Source organism: Paenibacillus sp. 276b (assembly GCF_900107875.1).
Classification (GTDB): Bacteria; Bacillota; Bacilli; order Paenibacillales; family Paenibacillaceae; genus Paenibacillus; species Paenibacillus marchantiae.
In genome coordinates this window covers 220,258-238,223 of record NZ_FNRR01000003.1, presented here as the reverse complement: position 1 = coordinate 238,223, position 17,966 = coordinate 220,258, and the positions used below count along the sequence as shown (strand labels likewise).

Annotated in this window: 15 protein-coding genes; 3 read left to right on the top strand and 12 right to left on the bottom strand. The window is 48.0% G+C overall.

Going from position 1 to position 17,966, the window contains the following annotated elements; translation table 11 throughout:
- Positions 1–297: 297 nt before the first annotated feature.
- Positions 298–798, bottom strand: coding sequence for a hypothetical protein (locus BLV50_RS17100; protein ID WP_063567201.1), 501 nt, complete (start codon positions 796–798; stop codon positions 298–300).
- A gap of 189 nt (positions 799–987) precedes the next feature.
- Entirely contained in the window at positions 988–2,031 is a 1,044-nt protein-coding gene (locus tag BLV50_RS17095; RefSeq protein ID WP_090809036.1) for an AraC family transcriptional regulator, read from the bottom strand.
- A gap of 134 nt (positions 2,032–2,165) precedes the next feature.
- On the opposite strand from BLV50_RS17095, the gene BLV50_RS17090 reads away from it, so the two are divergent.
- Positions 2,166–2,798 (top strand): NAD(P)H-dependent oxidoreductase, encoded by a 633-nt coding sequence (locus BLV50_RS17090; RefSeq protein ID WP_090809034.1) that lies wholly within the window; start codon positions 2,166–2,168, stop codon positions 2,796–2,798.
- A gap of 114 nt (positions 2,799–2,912) precedes the next feature.
- On the opposite strand, the gene BLV50_RS17085 is transcribed toward BLV50_RS17090, so the two are convergent.
- The 3 genes from BLV50_RS17085 to BLV50_RS17075 form a co-directional block, all read right to left on the bottom strand.
- Positions 2,913–3,914, bottom strand: coding sequence for a cation diffusion facilitator family transporter (locus tag BLV50_RS17085; protein WP_090809032.1), 1,002 nt, complete (start codon positions 3,912–3,914; stop codon positions 2,913–2,915).
- 199 nt (positions 3,915–4,113) lie between these two features.
- Entirely contained in the window at positions 4,114–4,884 is a 771-nt protein-coding gene (locus BLV50_RS17080) for a DODA-type extradiol aromatic ring-opening family dioxygenase (protein ID WP_090809030.1), read from the bottom strand.
- Positions 4,884–5,561 (bottom strand): alpha/beta hydrolase, encoded by a 678-nt coding sequence (locus tag BLV50_RS17075; RefSeq protein ID WP_090809028.1) that lies wholly within the window; start codon positions 5,559–5,561, stop codon positions 4,884–4,886. The genes BLV50_RS17080 and BLV50_RS17075 overlap by 1 nt, the downstream gene beginning before the upstream one ends.
- A 212-nt stretch (positions 5,562–5,773) precedes the next feature.
- Here BLV50_RS17075 and BLV50_RS17070 point away from each other — a divergent pair, with 212 nt between their 5' ends.
- The gene (locus tag BLV50_RS17070) at positions 5,774–6,322 is read left to right on the top strand and encodes a helix-turn-helix domain-containing protein (RefSeq protein ID WP_064641803.1); all 549 of its coding nucleotides are present in this window, start codon (positions 5,774–5,776) and stop codon (positions 6,320–6,322) included.
- A 219-nt stretch (positions 6,323–6,541) separates the two neighbouring features.
- Here BLV50_RS17070 and BLV50_RS17065 read toward each other — a convergent pair whose 3' ends face one another.
- The 5 genes from BLV50_RS17065 to BLV50_RS17045 all read right to left on the bottom strand — a co-directional run bounded on the left by BLV50_RS17065 (position 6,542) and on the right by BLV50_RS17045 (position 10,972).
- On the bottom strand, positions 6,542–7,261 hold the full coding sequence (locus tag BLV50_RS17065) for a 3-ketoacyl-ACP reductase (protein WP_064641804.1): 720 nt from the start codon (positions 7,259–7,261) through the stop codon (positions 6,542–6,544).
- Positions 7,262–7,335: 74 nt separating this feature from the next.
- Positions 7,336–8,238 (bottom strand): DUF4097 family beta strand repeat-containing protein, encoded by a 903-nt coding sequence (locus BLV50_RS17060; RefSeq protein WP_177031205.1) that lies wholly within the window; start codon positions 8,236–8,238, stop codon positions 7,336–7,338.
- Between the two features lie 2 nt (positions 8,239–8,240).
- A complete protein-coding gene (locus tag BLV50_RS17055) occupies positions 8,241–8,831 on the bottom strand; it encodes an HAAS signaling domain-containing protein (RefSeq protein ID WP_064641806.1) in 591 nt (196 codons plus the stop codon).
- Complete coding sequence (locus tag BLV50_RS17050; protein ID WP_063567210.1) at positions 8,824–9,153, bottom strand: PadR family transcriptional regulator; 330 nt, start codon at positions 9,151–9,153, stop codon at positions 8,824–8,826. Before BLV50_RS17050 ends, BLV50_RS17055 begins: the two co-directional genes overlap by 8 nt.
- A 274-nt stretch (positions 9,154–9,427) precedes the next feature.
- The gene (locus BLV50_RS17045) at positions 9,428–10,972 is read right to left on the bottom strand and encodes an FAD-dependent oxidoreductase (protein ID WP_090809024.1); all 1,545 of its coding nucleotides are present in this window, start codon (positions 10,970–10,972) and stop codon (positions 9,428–9,430) included.
- 380 nt (positions 10,973–11,352) lie between these two features.
- On the opposite strand from BLV50_RS17045, the gene BLV50_RS17040 reads away from it, so the two are divergent.
- Positions 11,353–14,172 (top strand): glycoside hydrolase family 3 C-terminal domain-containing protein, encoded by a 2,820-nt coding sequence (locus BLV50_RS17040; protein ID WP_090809022.1) that lies wholly within the window; start codon positions 11,353–11,355, stop codon positions 14,170–14,172.
- Positions 14,173–14,304: 132 nt separating this feature from the next.
- Here BLV50_RS17040 and BLV50_RS17035 read toward each other — a convergent pair whose 3' ends face one another.
- On the bottom strand, positions 14,305–15,144 hold the full coding sequence (locus BLV50_RS17035) for a methyl-accepting chemotaxis protein (RefSeq protein WP_063567213.1): 840 nt from the start codon (positions 15,142–15,144) through the stop codon (positions 14,305–14,307).
- 364 nt (positions 15,145–15,508) lie between these two features.
- Complete coding sequence (metE, locus tag BLV50_RS17030) at positions 15,509–17,857, bottom strand: 5-methyltetrahydropteroyltriglutamate--homocysteine S-methyltransferase (protein WP_090809020.1); 2,349 nt, start codon at positions 17,855–17,857, stop codon at positions 15,509–15,511.
- Between the last annotated feature and the right edge of the window lie 109 nt (positions 17,858–17,966).

Below are 17,966 nucleotides of genomic sequence, written 5' to 3'. Positions count from 1 at the left end.
GGGGTGCAGCTCGTCATTTCAATTGAATGACGAGCTGCACCCCTACATTTTTACTCTGCCTCAGAGCAAATAGCTCAAGTGTTTTGTTCTATTTAGTTTACACGTTAACGGAGAGGACAGAACAAACTGAAGAAGCGAAGCGTGCGCCTAAAAGCTTTCTGAAAGAAAGCTACTTCGAAAGCATACGCTTATCTCCGGATTTTTCCCTTTATTAAAGGAGAATCAAGAAAATCTAGAGATAACAGCGATCAAAAGTTGTTCTGTCATCGGAGTGGTCAAGTGGAAACAATCAGAAGTTTACATGCGCTTTTTGCGACCCACAATGATCCACGCCCCACCCATAATCAGCACAATCGCCACGAATGGCTGGATAAAGGACAGACTGTTCAGCATCGTGCCAATCGACATGACGGCGAAGAATAACAGTGAGATAACCGTCAGAATGTTGATCGGAATCAGCAACCATTTGTTACGGCCACCGAACCAATATAATTCGAACAGACCTACCGCTACCGCAAGAATGAAGCCGGGCCACATCGTGCTCCAGTTACCAAAAAGCATGGCGATCTGGGAGACAACACCTACCGTAAGCAAGATGCCCCCGGGAACAAGTAATCCGATCCCTCGTCCAATCATGGAGAAGTACAGCCAGTGGAAGAATAAACCCAATGGAATTACAAATAGGGTGGGCCAGAACGTGGCAAAGATTGTACCTGGACCGAGTGAACCTCCCTGGTTCAAAATCAGGTACACGCCGAGCAAAATAAGCACAGGCGCAAGGATGGTGCGTTTAGCCATGATATCTCTCCTTTTCAATACAAGATCAATTCCCGAACGGTCATGGAGTATGTTTTCTCGTTATTCACAGCATACCATGAACCGCAAAAGGGTATCCTCGGTCTTTGGAGTTAAACTTCACCTAGACTAAAGTCTAGGTTCAAAACATGTAATCACTAATCCCCTTAGGAGGATTGGATTCGGGATTATTCAACTACGGGGCTGCATGGGCTGTTTGAGACTGGAACGGTATTGCCCGGGAGTCTGTCCCGTCCACTTTTTGAAGGCATTCTGAAACGCGCTTTGCTCCGAAAAATGTAAGGCATACGTAATATCCCCCACGGAATAGGTTCCCTTCTGCAAATATCGCAATGCCATTTCCTTGCGTACCTGAACGGATATCTCATGATACGTTGTATCTTCTTCACGCAATCGGCTCTGAAGTGTGCGAATGCTCACGCCCAGATACTCTGCGGTGTGTTGTAATGTGGGAAAGAAGGTTGGTAGGCTCTCCATCATCCATCGACTTACTTTGCCAGAGAAGGATTGAGATGAATGAAGCTCATCTTTGCTTTCCTGAGCCATGGTTTCAAAGACCTTCAGCATTCTTGCATCCGAATATAATACGGGCTGATCCAGAATGTCTTTGTGCATTCGCAGGAGTGTATGGGTAGCCCCGAATTGCGGCTCTATTCCTAATATGCCAACATAAGGAGATAGATCGCCTGAAGCATCGGGGGCTTGATGACTAAACTGAACCTCTTTTAACTCCACCCGGCGATTCGCCAGTTTGCTGATCAAATACACCATCGAGACAGCCATATCTTCCACACAATGACGGGACATCTGCTTCTCCGAATTTTGCAAAGACAATTGAAGGACCAGATCCGTTCCGGCTACTTTCCAATCCAGATTAAATCCACTATATAGAATGATGTTATATCGTTGATAAGCAGCGAGTGCATCTCCAATCGTCTTGGAATGCATCATGACGTAACCAGGAAGGCCAAGGTCCGCAAAGTCCAGCAGTTGTCCCTGGTTCAATCCAAAATACAGATCATCCGAGTATCTCGCAGCATACTGCATAATCCGTTCCAACTCTTCAACTGGAATACGTGCTTCCGGATTCTGCATAATAGCAGGATCTAAGCTGACGTACTCGAAAAACGCTTCGGATTCGTACCCTTTGTTCACCAGCGTCTTCATAATCGGATACAACATGGAAATGGACACACCGTGATTATGGTTGTTCATGCTACCCCCTTTTGCGCGAATCAGCAATGTTTTGGCGCCGTTGATCATTTGTTTATGTATGCGTTCATTCTATGCTTGTGATATGCCTGCTTCTTCGGCCTTCATGAACTTTATTATACAGGAGGAACAGATGTATGAAGTCAAATATTTTGGTAATTAATGGTCATCCGGATCCGCAAAGTTACTGCAAAGCACTGTCAGAAGCCTATATAAAAGGAGCCCGACAATCGGGCAGTTCTGTGGAACTGATCGACCTGAGCCATATTCAGTTTAATCTCAATCTTCAGTACGGGTACCGTCAGCGGACGGAATTGGAGCCTGATTTGGTGAGAGCTCAGGAATTGATCCGATGGGCGGACCATCTGGTGTTTGTATATCCGACGTGGTGGGGAGTGATGCCTGCTATTTTAAAAGGGTTTATTGATCGGGTGTTTTTGCCTGGATTCGCGATGAAAGATCGGGAGGACTCACCCCTATGGGACAAATTGCTGAAAGGAAGGTCTGCCCACATCATTGTGACCATGGATACACCACGCTGGTACAATCGATTCATTTACAGACATGCAGGGCACCGGGTCATGAAATCCAATATTCTCAAATTCTGCGGGGTCTCCCCGGTACGTGTAACCGAAATTAGTCCAATCAAAGGCTCCACTGAGGCGTTCCGTCTGAAATGGCTGGATAAATTGATGAAGATGGGCATGAAGCAAGGTGGCAGAAGTAAACCCCATGCTGGTCACTCAGCGAATTCTAACCAACAAGTTTAGCCCAACTTTAGCAGCCATGGAGTTATATTAGCTATGTCACGTTGTTTGCTATGTAAAGAAGCCCACTCCGCGAAGAGTAGGCTTCTTTTATCTTTTATAAAAGGGAACAGACCCTTATTTCACCACATCAGAATGTTTCTTGCCCCAGCTGTTCACACCATCATCTTCGATAATCGAGATGGCCGCATCGGCGATGTCTGGATCTGTCATTAACTTCTCTTGGATACGGAACTTGATATCATCTGCATCGGCAAGGCTCAATCCTTTGGTCAGTTCGATCAGACCCTCAACGTGGTAATAACGACCTTCCTGAATAATGCGCATCATCTGGATATCTGCAACATGAGAGTCTGCCAGAATGGTCTGGGATACTTTATCCTCAACATCCTGTGGAGCCGCTACACCAATCAGTCCGATCATATTGTCATAACCTACACGGAAAGCGACAGCGATCATCAGGCATCCAATAATGGTCGTCACGATTCCATCGAGCAATGCAAAATTGGTCAGTGCAATGACGACGACAGAGATTAGTGCGAGTGTCGCACCGAGTACCGCTACAATATCTTCGTAAAATACAAGGCGTGTTGGCGGCGCGGCACGTCCTACATTTTTGATCGCAGCAGGGAACAGGGCGAGGCCTGACGCTTTGGGCGCACGTGCTTCGTGTAGAATTTCTTTCATTGCTTTAATCAAAATGGCTCCATCGATCACAATGTTAAGCACCAGCACGCCGATGTTAATCCAGATACCGCCGGAATGAGCAGCTGGATGCAGTAACAGGTGAATCCCTTCATGGATCGTTTCATACGCCATAATGGTAACAACGATAACGGCAATCATACAGAAAATGTTGATGACTCGCCCGAATCCGGTCGGAAAGCGGCGTGTAGGTTTTTTCTCGGACAACACACTTCCTACAAAGACAAACCCTTGGTTGATGGCATCGGCTAGAGAGTGCATCGCCGAGGCGAACATGGCGCCACTGCCACTGAATAGAAAGGCTCCTCCTTTGCACAGTGCAAGTACAGCATTTCCTGCCATAGCTACAGCCGAGGATGTGTTCCCCTTTTTGACGAGAGACATTAAGCTCTCAGACTTTGGTTGTTCAGCCACTTCGAATGTTCCTCCCAGAAAGATGTGATAGGTGTAGAATGAGTATTCCTTAATTACAGCTTGGTCATTTCCACTAAATGTTATTATAGCTTGCTTTACAACTCCCAGCATTATGCAAAAAAGGTCATATCACTAAAAACACCCGTGCGAGTTCGCACGAGTGTCTGGTTATTTTTAGATAAGGTGTTATATAAATCGATCAATCAAATCTCCAGCAGGACAGGCTCAGGTTGCCATACTGATAGGCTTTGAACAGGAGTGATGCCTGCTTGTTCTGATCTCCCGCACCCATGGCGAGCAGCAATGGTACAAAATGCTCTGGCGTAGGCACGGCTGCTTGGGCTGATGGTGCTAGCTTGTCATAGGCGAATAGGGACGCTGTATCCCAGCTCACAAGTTTGTCTTGCAGCCAGTTGTCAAACGCCATGGCCCAAGGGTCAACGCCTGCGCTTTCCCAGTTTAACTGACGCAGGTTGTGTACCGTCCCACCACTGCCAATGACGAGAACGTCCTGCTCACGCAATGTGGCGAGTGCCTGCCCAACCTGATACTGCTGTTCATTGGACAGATAACGGTTCACGGATAAAGCAACGACCGGAATGTCCGCATTTGGATAGAGCAGGCGAAGCACAACCCAAGCACCGTGATCCAGACCACGAACAGAGTCGCTTTCCACCGGAATACCAGCATCCCCGAACAGGCGCTGAATCTCCGCTGTTGTCTCTTCATGTCCTTGTGCAGGGTATTTGATCTGATACAGCTCGGGCTGGAAGCCGCCAAAATCATAGATGGTCTCGTAGTTGGCTACTGAAGAAACCAATTGAGTTGTAGATTCCCAGTGAGCAGAGAACAATACGATCGCTTTGGGTTTCGGCAGTTCCTGTCCAAGTTTTTGCAGAAACTCAGTGTATGCATTTTCCTCCAGTGCGAGTGATGGTGCACCGTGAGCAATAAACAGGGATGGCATCATTATGAATTCAGTCCTTTCGGGTCTTCAGCAGTCAGCTTGGCGGCATCCGTCCGAAGCCATTGTTGAAATTGTTGATATAAGTCGGGGGTGACTTGGTGTCCACCGTGATATGGAACATACGTAACGTTATTGGTCTGTTCCCGGAAGAAGCTGGCGTTATCTTCGCCAAGTTGCAGCGGGAAGAGATGATCCTGATCGCCATGCGATATAAATACAGATAACTCCGAGTTGGGCTGTATCTTGTATTCGTCTTTCACAAATTGCGGAATGTAACCACTCATGGCTACAATTCCCTTGATTGCATCTCCCATGATCAGCGAGAGCGTCATCGCCATAATGGCTCCTTGACTGAATCCGGCGATATAACGCCGTGCGGGATCAATGGCATATTTGGCAGACAAGTCAACCATTAGCTGTTGCAGTCCCTGAACAGAGGCGTCGAACAACTCACGGACGGGGTTGCCAATGCTTATAATTTGAAAAAAGGCGTAGCCGCTACCCTGAACAATGGGCCCACGTATGGCAACGATAATAAAATTGGACTGAAGAGGCTCCATTAAGCGAAGCATATCCTGTTCATCCGAACCCATGCCATGCAGGGCAAAGATAACGGGATATTGTTGTTCTGTATTGTAATCGGAAGGAAGCCGAACCTCGTAAGTCAATGAATAATTCAATGCAACCACCACCTGATAAGAAATGAGTAATCAAAATAAAGTTCACTAATATGAAATTAATATTCTTATTGATGAACAAAATTTATCATGATTCCATTGTAGGGTCAATATTTTTTTTGTATTATGAAAATATGTTCCGTATAAGAAATCTATAATGCTCAATAACGATGGTTGGGTATCGGATATACAGATCAAAGGGGGAGGATTGCAATATGGATATTGGTCTAGCCATTCGTACGATCCGCAAACAAAAACAGATCACCATCATGCAAATGTGCGAGGGTACGGGGCTGTCCAAGGGGTTTATCAGCAACGTGGAAAATAATAAAACATCACCGTCCATCGCGACGCTTGAAAGTATCGCGGATTATCTGGAAGTGCCACTGCCATACTTGCTGCTGTCACCGGAGCAGCGGATGAACGTGGTGCGCAAGGATGAGCGCAAAGAGACGACTGCCGGAAGTGGGCAGATCAAAGTACAGCATCTAACGGCAAAGGGTGCTATGCGCATGTCCATTGTAGAGCTGCCAGCAGGTGCATCGACTGGGGTTAATAAGCACGCCGGAGAAGAGAGTCATCTGGTTCTGCAAGGCCGAATTCGCGCAGAGCAGTGTGAGGACGTAGAGATTCTGGAAGCGGGGGATTCATTCAGCTGGAATGCCATCGTTCCCCACGAAGTAACCAATATTGGGGAGGAACCCGCGGTAGTACTGATCGCCGTGTCCAAGGAATTGGATTTGGACCATTTGTGGAACGCATAAGCAGAGAATCGTGGAATGGAGAATGAGAGAAGTAACGCTGCATTAATCATAAGGGTAGAGATTCAGCGTGATGAATCGTATTCGGACACTTTGGCGGCTACTGAATATATAAAAGGCCGCCCAGAGGTTTCTCGGGCGGCCGGATGGCGACGGAGTGCATCATTAGAAATGGTTGCTTCGTCATTCATTGTTCTTTATAAATGGTCTGACTGCTCCTGCTTACTGTGGGTTAGTTGTCCAGATGCCTGCGGCTTTAACAAATACACGGTCCGACAGTTTGAGCGTCGCCAAAGCCAGTTCAGCTACGTCTTCCGCTTGCATCATGCGGTCTTCGTCTCCAATTTTGAGTCCGGCATTGGTTGCCAGCTCCGTGTTCACTGTACTTGGTGTTAACGCAGTAACCCGGATATTGGATTTGCGCACTTCCTGCATCAGGGATTCGGTCATGCCGAGCAGTGCGAATTTGGAAGCACAATAAGCTGAGCCTGTAGCAAATCCACGCTCGCCTGCGGTGGAGGCGATGTTGATAATGCTGCCGCTGCTTTCCTTAATCATGCTTGGCAGTACAGCACGAGTTACATAGTATGTACCCATGACATTAACATGCAGGATACGTTCCCACTCTTCCGGGTCCATGTCCAGCAGTGTGCCGAAGCTTGCAATGCCTGCATTGTTGATCAGAATATCGACTGCGCCAAGCTCCATCTCAATCGCAGCTACGGCTGCTTCAGCCTGAGTACGATCAGAAATATCCGCAATAGCACTGGTTACTTTTACACCATATTCCTGGCTTAGCGATTGCTGGAGAGCCTCCAGATCGGAGGCCGTCCGAGCGATCAGTCCGAGATGCACACCTTCCTTGGCAAGTGCTTCAGCAATGGCACGGCCAATACCTTTACCGGCGCCAGTGATGACAGCCGTTTTATTTTTAAGTTCCATGTGGGTAACTCCTCCTTAGAATTGGACTAGCATTTAATTATACTATATTACCCACAGTTCGAATATTTGCTTCATCATGATTGTTTGATTTTGATACTGCCTGAGGTAGTGCGAGCTTTGATGACCTCACGGCTTACCATGGGGGAATCAGGTATATTTACATCACCGGAAGTGGCCTGTGCATCGTAAATGCCGTCAAAATCGGGCGCTGCCTGTATGGAAATATCTCCTGACTGTCCCGATACATCAATTGGACCGGAAACTTCTTGCTCAATTTTCACACTACCGGAAGTGAAGTTAACATTTGCTGCACCGTTCAATTGCGTAATTTTGGTATCTCCCGACTGTACACTTCGGGTCACATCGCCATCAATGCCATTCAGCGTGAAACTTCCGGAAGTTTGTTTGACTTCCATATCTCCTGCAATTGCTGCAGCTTTAATGTCTCCTGAAGTTAGATCGAGTTGAATGATTGGTACGGTAATGTCCTGAAGGTGAATGCTTCCAGACGTAGTGTTAAGGTCCAAGGTATTGGCATGCAGACCCTTCAGATCCAGGTCACTGGAAGAAGAGACGATGTTAACTTCATCCAGCTGATGTCCTTCAGGTAACGCTACTGTGATCGTTTGCTGCTGATTATTCCAATAAAGGGTGAAAAATTGCAAACGCAAACGCTCTTCCTGGTTTAACGTAAAGGTTCCATCCGTGATCGAAGCCTGTTTAAAAGCTTCAATGGTGGCCGGGTCCCACTTTCCGTCGACTTCAATGTAGCCATTGGAATCCGGACTGACAACGAATTCAATATCTGCGCTTAAGTTGGCATTCATCATGATATTGTGCAGCTCATCATTTTTGAATTCCCAACGTTTAGAGTAGGGTTCTCTCTCATCTCCGAACTGAACTCCGTATATGGAGGTTCCGAGCAAACCGATGCCGATACATAGTATCGCTAAAGCGATCCATTTTTTGGTGCTCATGATTAGACATCTCCCTTCATCGTCTTTTGATTCCATCTTATATACTGAAGAGTGATCAACTTAAAGGCTGTAAACACCCTTTTTGTCGCAATGGCGAATAGAATGCCTATACCGAATACTCCAATCGAAACAAATAATTCAGAATACTCGAAATGGCCGAGATATAAGAAATCCACAGCAGCAGCAACCGGGGCTACGACCAGCAGCGACAAACTGGCAATCGTGAGCCATACCGACCACAGAGTCAGTCCTAGCGGAATCGCGAGTATGATGTTCAAGAAAAAAAGTCCGATTGCCGTGAAGAAGTTGCGTGCAGCTCGATTTCCCTTCTTTTGCTGTGAACGCATTTCTTCGAATGTCCGTGCGTAGAACGGATCAGATCCTGGCGTTTGTGCATCATACCGGTCACCGAGCGCTTCTTTGGCAATCTCGATCGGATGCCCCAGTTCCCGTGCAATCTCTTCTTCCGGTCTTCCTTCTCTTAATCCCATCTCAAAATGCTGTTCATAATCAGCGAGCAATTCTGCCCGTTCCAGCGGGTCCATCGGTCTTAAATGAATCTCCATTGCCTGCATGAATTGTTGTCTATTCATTGGGGGTACCTTCCTCTATAAGATTTGCGACATTGCGCACAAAACCATTCCATTCATTCGTCAGAGTCTTCATATAGTCACGGCCGGTATCAGACAGTTTGTAATACTTACGTGGTGGTCCTTCACTGGATTCCTGCAGGTAAGTCGTACAATAGCCGTCATTGACCAATCTTCGCAAAAGGGGATACAGCGCACCTTCCGCCACTTCAATATGCTGGGATACAGCCTGAGCCAGTTCGTAGCCGTAACGATCCTGGCGGTTGATTAACACGAGGACGCATAGTTCCAGCACCCCTTTTTTGAATTGAATATTAACATTCACTTGGGTTCCTCCTTGTTGCTCTATCCAATCACTAGTGTGTATTGTTCAGTAGTCGTAAATTCATCATAGCATCCGGTACTGTTTAATGCAAGGTAGTGATTTTAAAATAGTTCCGTATCACGATGTCCCGCTAAGTTGGATTAACTTCGTTTTCTCGCTATTTTATCTATAGATCAGCATACGCAAAACCCGAATCGGTTACTTCCGTCTGAAGGCGGATTCCGATCCGGGTCTATGGGATGAAGATATACGCTGATGGGGGTATCAGCTTGGTTTATTCTTGTGCTTCTAGCATCTTAAGGTCTTTAACGGCAGGTCCTTCAATGACTTTGCCCGCGTAATCGTAGCGTGATCCGTGGCATGGGCAATCCCATGAACGTTCCCCGGCATTCCATTCGACTTCACAACCCATATGGGTGCAGGTGGTATCCACAAGAAAGAGTTTGCCAGTCGGGTCCTTGTAGGCGCCAGCACGTTTGCCGTCATGGCGAACAACAGCCCCTTCATCGTTGCCGAGTTCTCCTGTGTTTTTGTGAATAATGCCGACTTTGCCAGAGATCAGTTCCGCGGCTACATTGACATTCTCTACAAGGAAGTTTTTCACACCAGGGTCTACCTTGAATCTTGCAGGATCGAATACCGCTGCGTAAGAGTTATCTCGTCCAGTAATCCGGTCTGTAAGGATATGTCCAGCCATCGTTCCTGTGGTCATGCCCCATTTGGCAAAGCCGGTAGCTACATAGACACGTTCATGTCGTCCAGTAATTGGCCCAATGTAAGGGACCTTATCGATGGAGATCAGATCCTGAGCTGACCAGCGGAAAGGGATGTTGCGAATGCCAAATGTATCGGCTGCATAACGCTCCAAATTTTCATAATGACCGACAGTGCATATGCCCTGTCCGGTTTTATGATTTTCCCCTCCAAAGAGGATGTGTTCCTTCCCTTTATGAATGACAGTACGCAGGGATCGATAGGGTTTATCGTCAGAGATATACATGCCACCTGTGAAAGGTTTCTGAGGTTCAACAACAACAGCATAGGAACGCTCGGCGTGCAGCCTTGAAAAATAAAATCCGGGGTCATAGACCGGGAAATGGGAGGCAACAACGACATGTTCGGCCGTTACGGATGGACCATTCTCATATGTCCGCACATGTAGCGAGGCATCTTCCTCCACATCGGTTACCGTTGTATGTTCGTAGATGCGGACACCTTGCTTGACTGCGGATTCCAGCAGGTAATGTAAATAACTAAGCGGGTCAAAGCGAGCTTGTCCCGGCATCTTAATACCTGCTCTGGCCGGAACAGGGATGGGAAGGGGATCAACCCATTGACCAGGAATATTCAGCTTGCCGTAGGCAGTTAGCTCAATCTCCAGCTTCTTGAGATTCTCCTCGGATTGAATGTAGACATAGGCTTCTTCCTCTGCCCACTGGCAATCAATCTGTTTCTCTTTTACCAGATCGCGCATCCACTTGGCGGCTGTTGCATTGCCTTCATAATACATGCGGGCCTGTTCTTCTCCAAAATGATGAAGCAATTCATCAAATATCACGCCATGCTGTGCCGATACCTTGGCCGTTGTATGGCCTGTTGTGCCATCCAGTACTTTTCCAGCTTCAAGCACGACCACGCTCATTCCTGTCTGGGCCAGCAAATAAGCTGTTGTGATACCTGCAATTCCTGCACCAATAATGGCTACATCGGCGGTTGTATTTTCTGTCAGTTTCGGATATTCATTGAATGTGTTTGTCGCTCTCCACAGGGATTCCGGTATGGAAGGCAAACCTGTCGGGGGCTGTTGATGCTCACTCACTTGATCTTCCTCCTTCAATATTCTTCTTCATTAAGGACTATGCTTAGCTCAATAAGTACGTCATATCTATACTCCTATCCATGATTACCATACTGTGCCAGAATAAAACGATTGTCCGCATACTTTCCTGAGGAAAGTTCACATTTTCCTGTGAAGCCCCCCTGTTTTTTTTGCTAAACATGCTATATGATAGATTTACCGAAACCGTTTTAGTAAATGAAATGAAGAGTTAACGACGGCTCGTAAAGTGCTTGTTCTAAAAGGTTAAATCTTCGAATCGTGAGCTCGGATACGTCAAGAATACATCGTATTAATTTAACAATTATGTATCCGCTATCATTCTAAATAAATCAATGAATTCCCAAAGGAGATTCCATATTATGACCAACCAAACGAAATATCCGTTTCAGGATACAACGATCGAACTGGATACACGTGTTAAGGACCTCGTGTCCCGTCTGTCGGAAGATGAGAAAATCGAATCGATGCTGCAATACCAACCCGCAGTTGAACGACTGGGTATCGCAGCATATAAACACGGCACAGAAGCAGCCCATGGTCTGGCCTGGCTTGGCGAAGCGACTTCCTTCCCGCAGCCAGTAGGGCTGGCGTGTACCTGGGATGCGGACCTGATGAAAGAGATCGGCTCCGTGATCGGAGACGAGGCACGTGTATTTTATAAACGCAATCCAGCAGTAAACGGTCTGACACTGTGGGCACCTACGGTTGATATGGAGCGTGATCCGCGTTGGGGGCGGAACGAAGAAGCTTATGGTGAAGACCCGGAATTGACTGCTGAACTGACAACGGCGCTGGTTAAGGGAATCCAGGGCGACCATCCGAAGTATTACAAGGCGGTTGCTACGTTGAAGCATTTCCTTGCAAACAATAATGAAGTGGATCGTGGCAGTGGTTCATCGAGTATTGATCCGCGCAACATGCGTGAATATTATCTGAAAGCGTTCGAGAAACCGTTCAAAGAGGGCGGCGCACAATCAATGATGACCGCGTACAACTCTATTAATGGTACACCGGCATTGCTGCATCCGTTTGTAAACGAGATTGTGAAGGGCGAATGGGGCATGGATGGCTTCATCGTGAGTGATGCAGGGGATGTCATGGGGATCAAGAACGATCATAAATACTATGATTCCCATACACCAGGTACAGTAGAGTCCGTCAAAGCCGGAATTGACAGCATTACCGATGATGCCGATCTGTCGAAGCAGGCGCTGCGCGAAGGACTGGAGCAGGGCACACTCACGATGGAAGATATCGATCTGGCGTTGTTCAATACGTTCCGTGTGCGTTTCCGTCTAGGTGAATTTGATCCCGCTGAGGGCAATCCATATGCTTCGATTGGTGAAGAAGCGATGATGACGGAGAAGGCGAAGGCCCTTTCACTGAGAGCAGCGAGAGAACAAGTTGTATTGCTTAAAAATGATCAAGGCACGCTTCCACTGGATAAAACAATATCCGGCAAAGTGGCTGTGATTGGTCAACTGGGTGGAACAGTCTATCGCGACTGGTATGCAGGCACCATGCCATATAGCGTATCCCCGCTTGAAGCGATCAGCGGCAAAGTAGGCGGCGACAAGGTTGCATTCAAGGATGGCAATGACCGCATTACATTGACTTCAGTGGCAAGCGGTAAGGCTGTCGGATTGGCTGAGGATGAGAAATCATCCATCATTGCTTCGGGAAATGCGGAGACATTTACACTAAGTGACTGGGGCTTTGGCAGTTACACGCTGAAGGCAGACAGTAATGGGAAATACCTGACGACGGATGAAGAAACGGTTACGGCATCGGCGGATGAAGTATATGGCTGGTTTGTGAAGGAAGTATTCCATCTATTGCCACAACAGGACGGAAGCGTGGGGCTGAAGACTTGGAACGGTAAAACAGTAACGGCATCCAATGGTGGAAACGATGCGTTTGCGGTATCTGAAGAGTTGAAATCTTTCGGTGCTACGGAAACATTCAAAAAGGATATAGTGGTGAATGGATTGGAAGAAGCGGTAGCGGCCGCGAAGGAAGCGGAGACGGCGATTGTATTTGTCGGCAACAATCCACTTGTGAATGGTAAAGAAGAGATCGACCGCCCAAGTCTGGACCTGGCTGAATCCCAGCAGCGTCTGGTTGAAGCCGTTTATGCAGCGAATCCAAATACCGTTGTAGTTATCGTGGGAAGTTACCCGTTCACGTCCAACTGGGTGCAGGAGAACATTCCGGTTGTATTGTATACATCCCATGCAGGACAAGAGTTGGGGAACGCTGTGGCTGACGTATTGTATGGCGATTATGCACCAGCAGGCCGCCTGAATATGACGTGGGTGCAATCGGCAGATCAGCTGACCGATATCAGAGACTACGATATCATTCAATCCGGACGTACGTATCAGTATTTTGAAGGTGATGTACTATATCCATTCGGACATGGATTAACGTATGCATCGTTTAAATACAGTAATTTGGAGCTAAACCCGGCCCAAGCTGGAGTGGAAGAGACCATTACTGTGCATGTGGACGTGACGAATACGGGAACGATCGCCAGTGATGAGGTTGTGCAGTTGTATGTGCGTGCCGGGCAGTCCCGTGTTAAACGTCCACTCAAAACGTTAAAAGGTTTCCGTCGTCTTCATATTGAAGCTGGGGCTACAGTGAAAGTCAGCTTTACACTGCCAGTTCAGGAACTGGCGATCTGGGATGTAACCCGTGATCGCTATGTGGTCGAAAGCGGTACCTACTCCATTATGGTGGGCAAATCTTCTGCTGATGTTCAGCTTGTTGCTGACCTGACGGTACAAGGGGAGACTATTCCTTCCCGTAATCTGAGTGTGGCTACACGTGCCGAGAATTACGATGCATACTTCGGTGTGGATCTGGATGAGAGTAAGGAAGGCGGAACTTCTGTCCGTGTGATTGGTGAGCAAGGATGGATTGGCTTCAAGGATGCAGATCTGGGCAGCAATGCAGCAGCGCTTGAAGCTCGTGTATCATCAGAGCAGGCAGATGCGGTATTGGAAGTTCGACTGGGTGCACCTGACGGTACACTGGCAGGACGCGTGGAACTGGCACAGGGTGAGGCACAGCAGTGGTCCACGGTTAAGGCAGACCTGAAAGGTGTATCAGGTCAACAGGATGTATACCTCATGTTGTCCGCAGGAGTACGTGTCAGCCATTTCGAGATTCATTAAGTCGGATAGAATAACATTAGCAAGATGACCATGACCAAAATGGAATGATAGTAAATGAAAAATCCTCCGAAGAGATTCGGAGGATTTTGTTTGTGCATTTGGTTGAGTGGGTTAGGAGTTTCTTTTTCCTTTTTACTTTCCGTCAAATGTAATCAGTTTGTGCACAAATTGTTTCAATTGTTGGTTCGTTGCATTCAACTGCTCAATCGTGCTCATAAAATTGTTAACTAGTTCCGCTTGCTCCTGAGAACTCGCGGTAATCTCCCCAAGTTCATTCTCCATCCCCTGAATGGATTGGCGGACGGAGAGGAGGGACTCTTCAATACGCGTGGTCGCTTCCTTTGTATCTACGGACAGCTTGCGGATTTCCTTGGCGACAACGCCAAATCCTGCACCTGCTTCACCGACACGAGCAGCTTCGATGGCGGCATTCAGGCCGAGCAGATTCGTTTGCTCCGAGATTTCACGGATGAAGCTGGCGACCTGAGTCACGTTGCCTGATTTCTGTACAGCTTGTTTGGAGTTGTTGCGAATTTCTTCGGTGGTGGCGCTCAGCTCCTCCGAATGTGCAGCTACGTGCTGAACGCTGTCAATCAACTGGTTGGTCAGGTTTTCGGTAGCATTCATGAGCTGCTGCAGCTGATCCTGATCATCCATACTATAGAGCAGGTTGAATATAGCGATGACCTCGCCCTGTTCATTTTTGATCGGAAGGTAGGCGACATCAAACGGTACTCCAAATAACTCCTTCGGGTAATGATCAAATTGTTTGTCCGTACCGCCTTTCAGATCGGCAAAATCACGATTAGGCTCGAGCAGTGGATCACCTGCTTTGAACTCCAGTTGTTTTAACGACTCTCCTGCGGAAAAATACAGGAATTTCTCCCGGTCAATAATGGAAAGGGTTACATCTTGGCGAATCGTATCCCGAAAAAAGGGCATACATGCGATTAGTGATTGAATCATATCCATTGGAAAGGTCCATCTCCTCAATTTTCTGATCTGATAAACGATTGTTTTAAATTGTTATTTAATAACTGCCTATATCATATATCGTCATGCAATAAGGAATAAAATAGAGAGAAATGATAATATATGATCCTTTAGAAGAGTTAGCTGTAGTTTCAAATACCTTTAGCTTCTGCATGGTTGTTCCGGGTGTACCGGACGGTAACTGGCAGGACACGTTGAACTGGCGCAGGAGTACGTGTCAGCCATTTCGAGATTCGTTAAGTCGGATAAAAAAGACATTGCCAGATAAACAAATAGAATGATAGTAAATGAAAAAAGCCTCCGAAGGAATTCGGAGGCTTTTATTTGCATTCACAAGCTTTGTTTAGATTGAGGAATCAGCGGTTACTCGTTCTCTTGCTGTACGAGCAGCGTCCACCATGATGCTCAATGCATCTACAACTTCCGCTTTACCACGTGTTTTCAGTCCGCAGTCAGGGTTTACCCAGAACAGATCTGCTGGCAGCACTTGAAGTGCACGCTCAATCATATTCAACATCTCGTCCTTGCCTGGAACACGCGGACTGTGGATATCGTATACACCGAGTCCGATGCCTTTGTCATACGTATTCTGCTCGAAGCTGCCTACCAGTTCCCCATGGCTACGGGATGTTTCGATCGAGATCACATCTGCATCCAGGTCGCTGATGGCTTCAATAATATCATCGAACTCGCAGTAGCACATATGGGTATGCACCTGCGTTGTTGGTTTTACGGTAGCAGTAGCTAAACGGAAGGATTCCACGGCCCATTGCAGGTACTCATCCCACTTGCTCCGTTTGAGCGGAAGTCCTTCACGCAGAGCTGGCTCATCGACCTGAATCATCTCAATGCCTGCTTGCTCGAGCGCTTCAACCTCGTCGCGAATGGCGCGAGCAATTTGGTAGGATACTTCACTGCGTGGAATATCCGAGCGGACAAAGGACCAGTTCAGGATCGTTACCGGACCTGTGAGCATGCCTTTCACCGGTTTGCTGGTCAGTGTCTGGGCATAGGCCGTTTCTTTCACCGTCATCGGTTCATTGAACAGTACATCTCCGTAGATTACAGGTGGCTTCACGCAGCGTGAGCCGTAGGACTGTACCCAGCCATTTTTGGTGAAGGCGAATCCGGTCAGCTTCTCACCGAAAAACTCAACCATATCGGTACGTTCGAACTCACCGTGTACCAGCACATCCAGACCGATTTCCTCCTGGATGGTAATCCATTCTTGGATCTGTTCACGCACATAGGCATCATATTGCTCCGCATTCCATTCCCCTTTACGGAAGAGTGCACGTGCTTTGCGCACGTCTGCCGTTTGCGGGAAGCTGCCAATGGTTGTTGTTGGCAGCAGCGGGAGCGACCATTTTTGCTGCTGCAATTCGCGTCGCTCCTGGAATGACGCGTTGCGAAGCAGCTGCTCATCAGCATGGACCCCTGCAGGCGCACCACTCAGGCGTGTCCGTGATTCGGACTCGCTCAGCAGGTGCACCGCTTCGGTGCTTGCCTGGGCGCGGCGGCTGGCTTCAGCCAAAGCCGCTGCTTGGTCCGCCTGCTTTGCACCGCCGGACAACAACGTGCCGAGCGTCGCTATTTCCTCCAGCTTCTCGTCAGCAAAGGCCAGGGCATTGCGCAGTACCGGATCAAGCGCGCTCTCCTGAGCGGCAGTAACCGGTACATGCAACAGGCTGCAGGAAGGCTGAATGATTAGCTTGCCTTCGGCTGCGAATTCAGCCACCTGCTCCAGCAGCTTCGCCGTCTCTGCGAGATCGGCACGCCAGATGTTGCGCCCGTCGATGACACCGGCGCCCAACCATTTATCCTGCGGGAAGCCATGCTCCCGCAGGCTGGCGAGGTTGCCTTCATAGCCGTGGACCAGGTCCAGGCCGATTCCGGCAACAGGCAGTGCTGTCACGACCGGATAAGCTTCCACCGATTCGAAGTATGTTTGAAGCAGCAGCTTCAATTCCGGTGCAGCTTGTGCCAAGGCAGCATACACCTGTTGCAGCAAGGCTTCATCTTCGGAAGAGACAGCCAGCGTCAGAGCAGGCTCGTCGATCTGTACCCACTGTACGCCTTCTGCTTGAAGTTCAGACAGAAGCTGGGCGTATACGGGAACGAGGCGTGTGACGATCTCTGCGAAGCGTTCCGCGTCATAGCCTTTGGCGAAACGTACATACGAGTACGGACCGACGACGACCGGTTTACCTTCCAGCCCAAGCTCCTGCTTCGCTTCGCGATAGGCGGCAAGGGGTTTATTTTCAAGCAATGCAAATGCAGTATCATTATGAATCTCAGGTACGATGTAGTGATAGTTGGTGTTCAGCCACTTGGTCATCTCACAGGCTGTTGCCTGATCATTACCCCGGGCCATGGCGTAGTAGGTAGATACGGATACCGGTCCGCCTGTATGGTTAAAGCGCTCAGGAACGACGCCAAACATCGCGGATACGTCAAGAATATGATCATAGTAGGAGAAGTCGCCCACAGGAATCAGATCGAGCTGCTGTGCTTGCTGTTTCTTCAGATCTTGCAACCGAAGTGTGGTCAGCTCCTGATGAAGCGTAGATTCATCGATTCGGCCAGCCCAGAAGGACTCCAGTGCTTTTTTCCATTCGCGTCCCGCACCGATACGGGGGTAACCAAGGTTGCCTGTCAGTACTTGTGGCTGTTGTTGCTGTGATTGCGACATGTAAAATTCCTCCTCATTTATAATAGGTAACTCATCAAGTTGAAGCTATTGTGGTGTGTTTCTTTTGAAAGCATCAAAAAAAGGCATTCCTTCCGATTCCATACCCCGA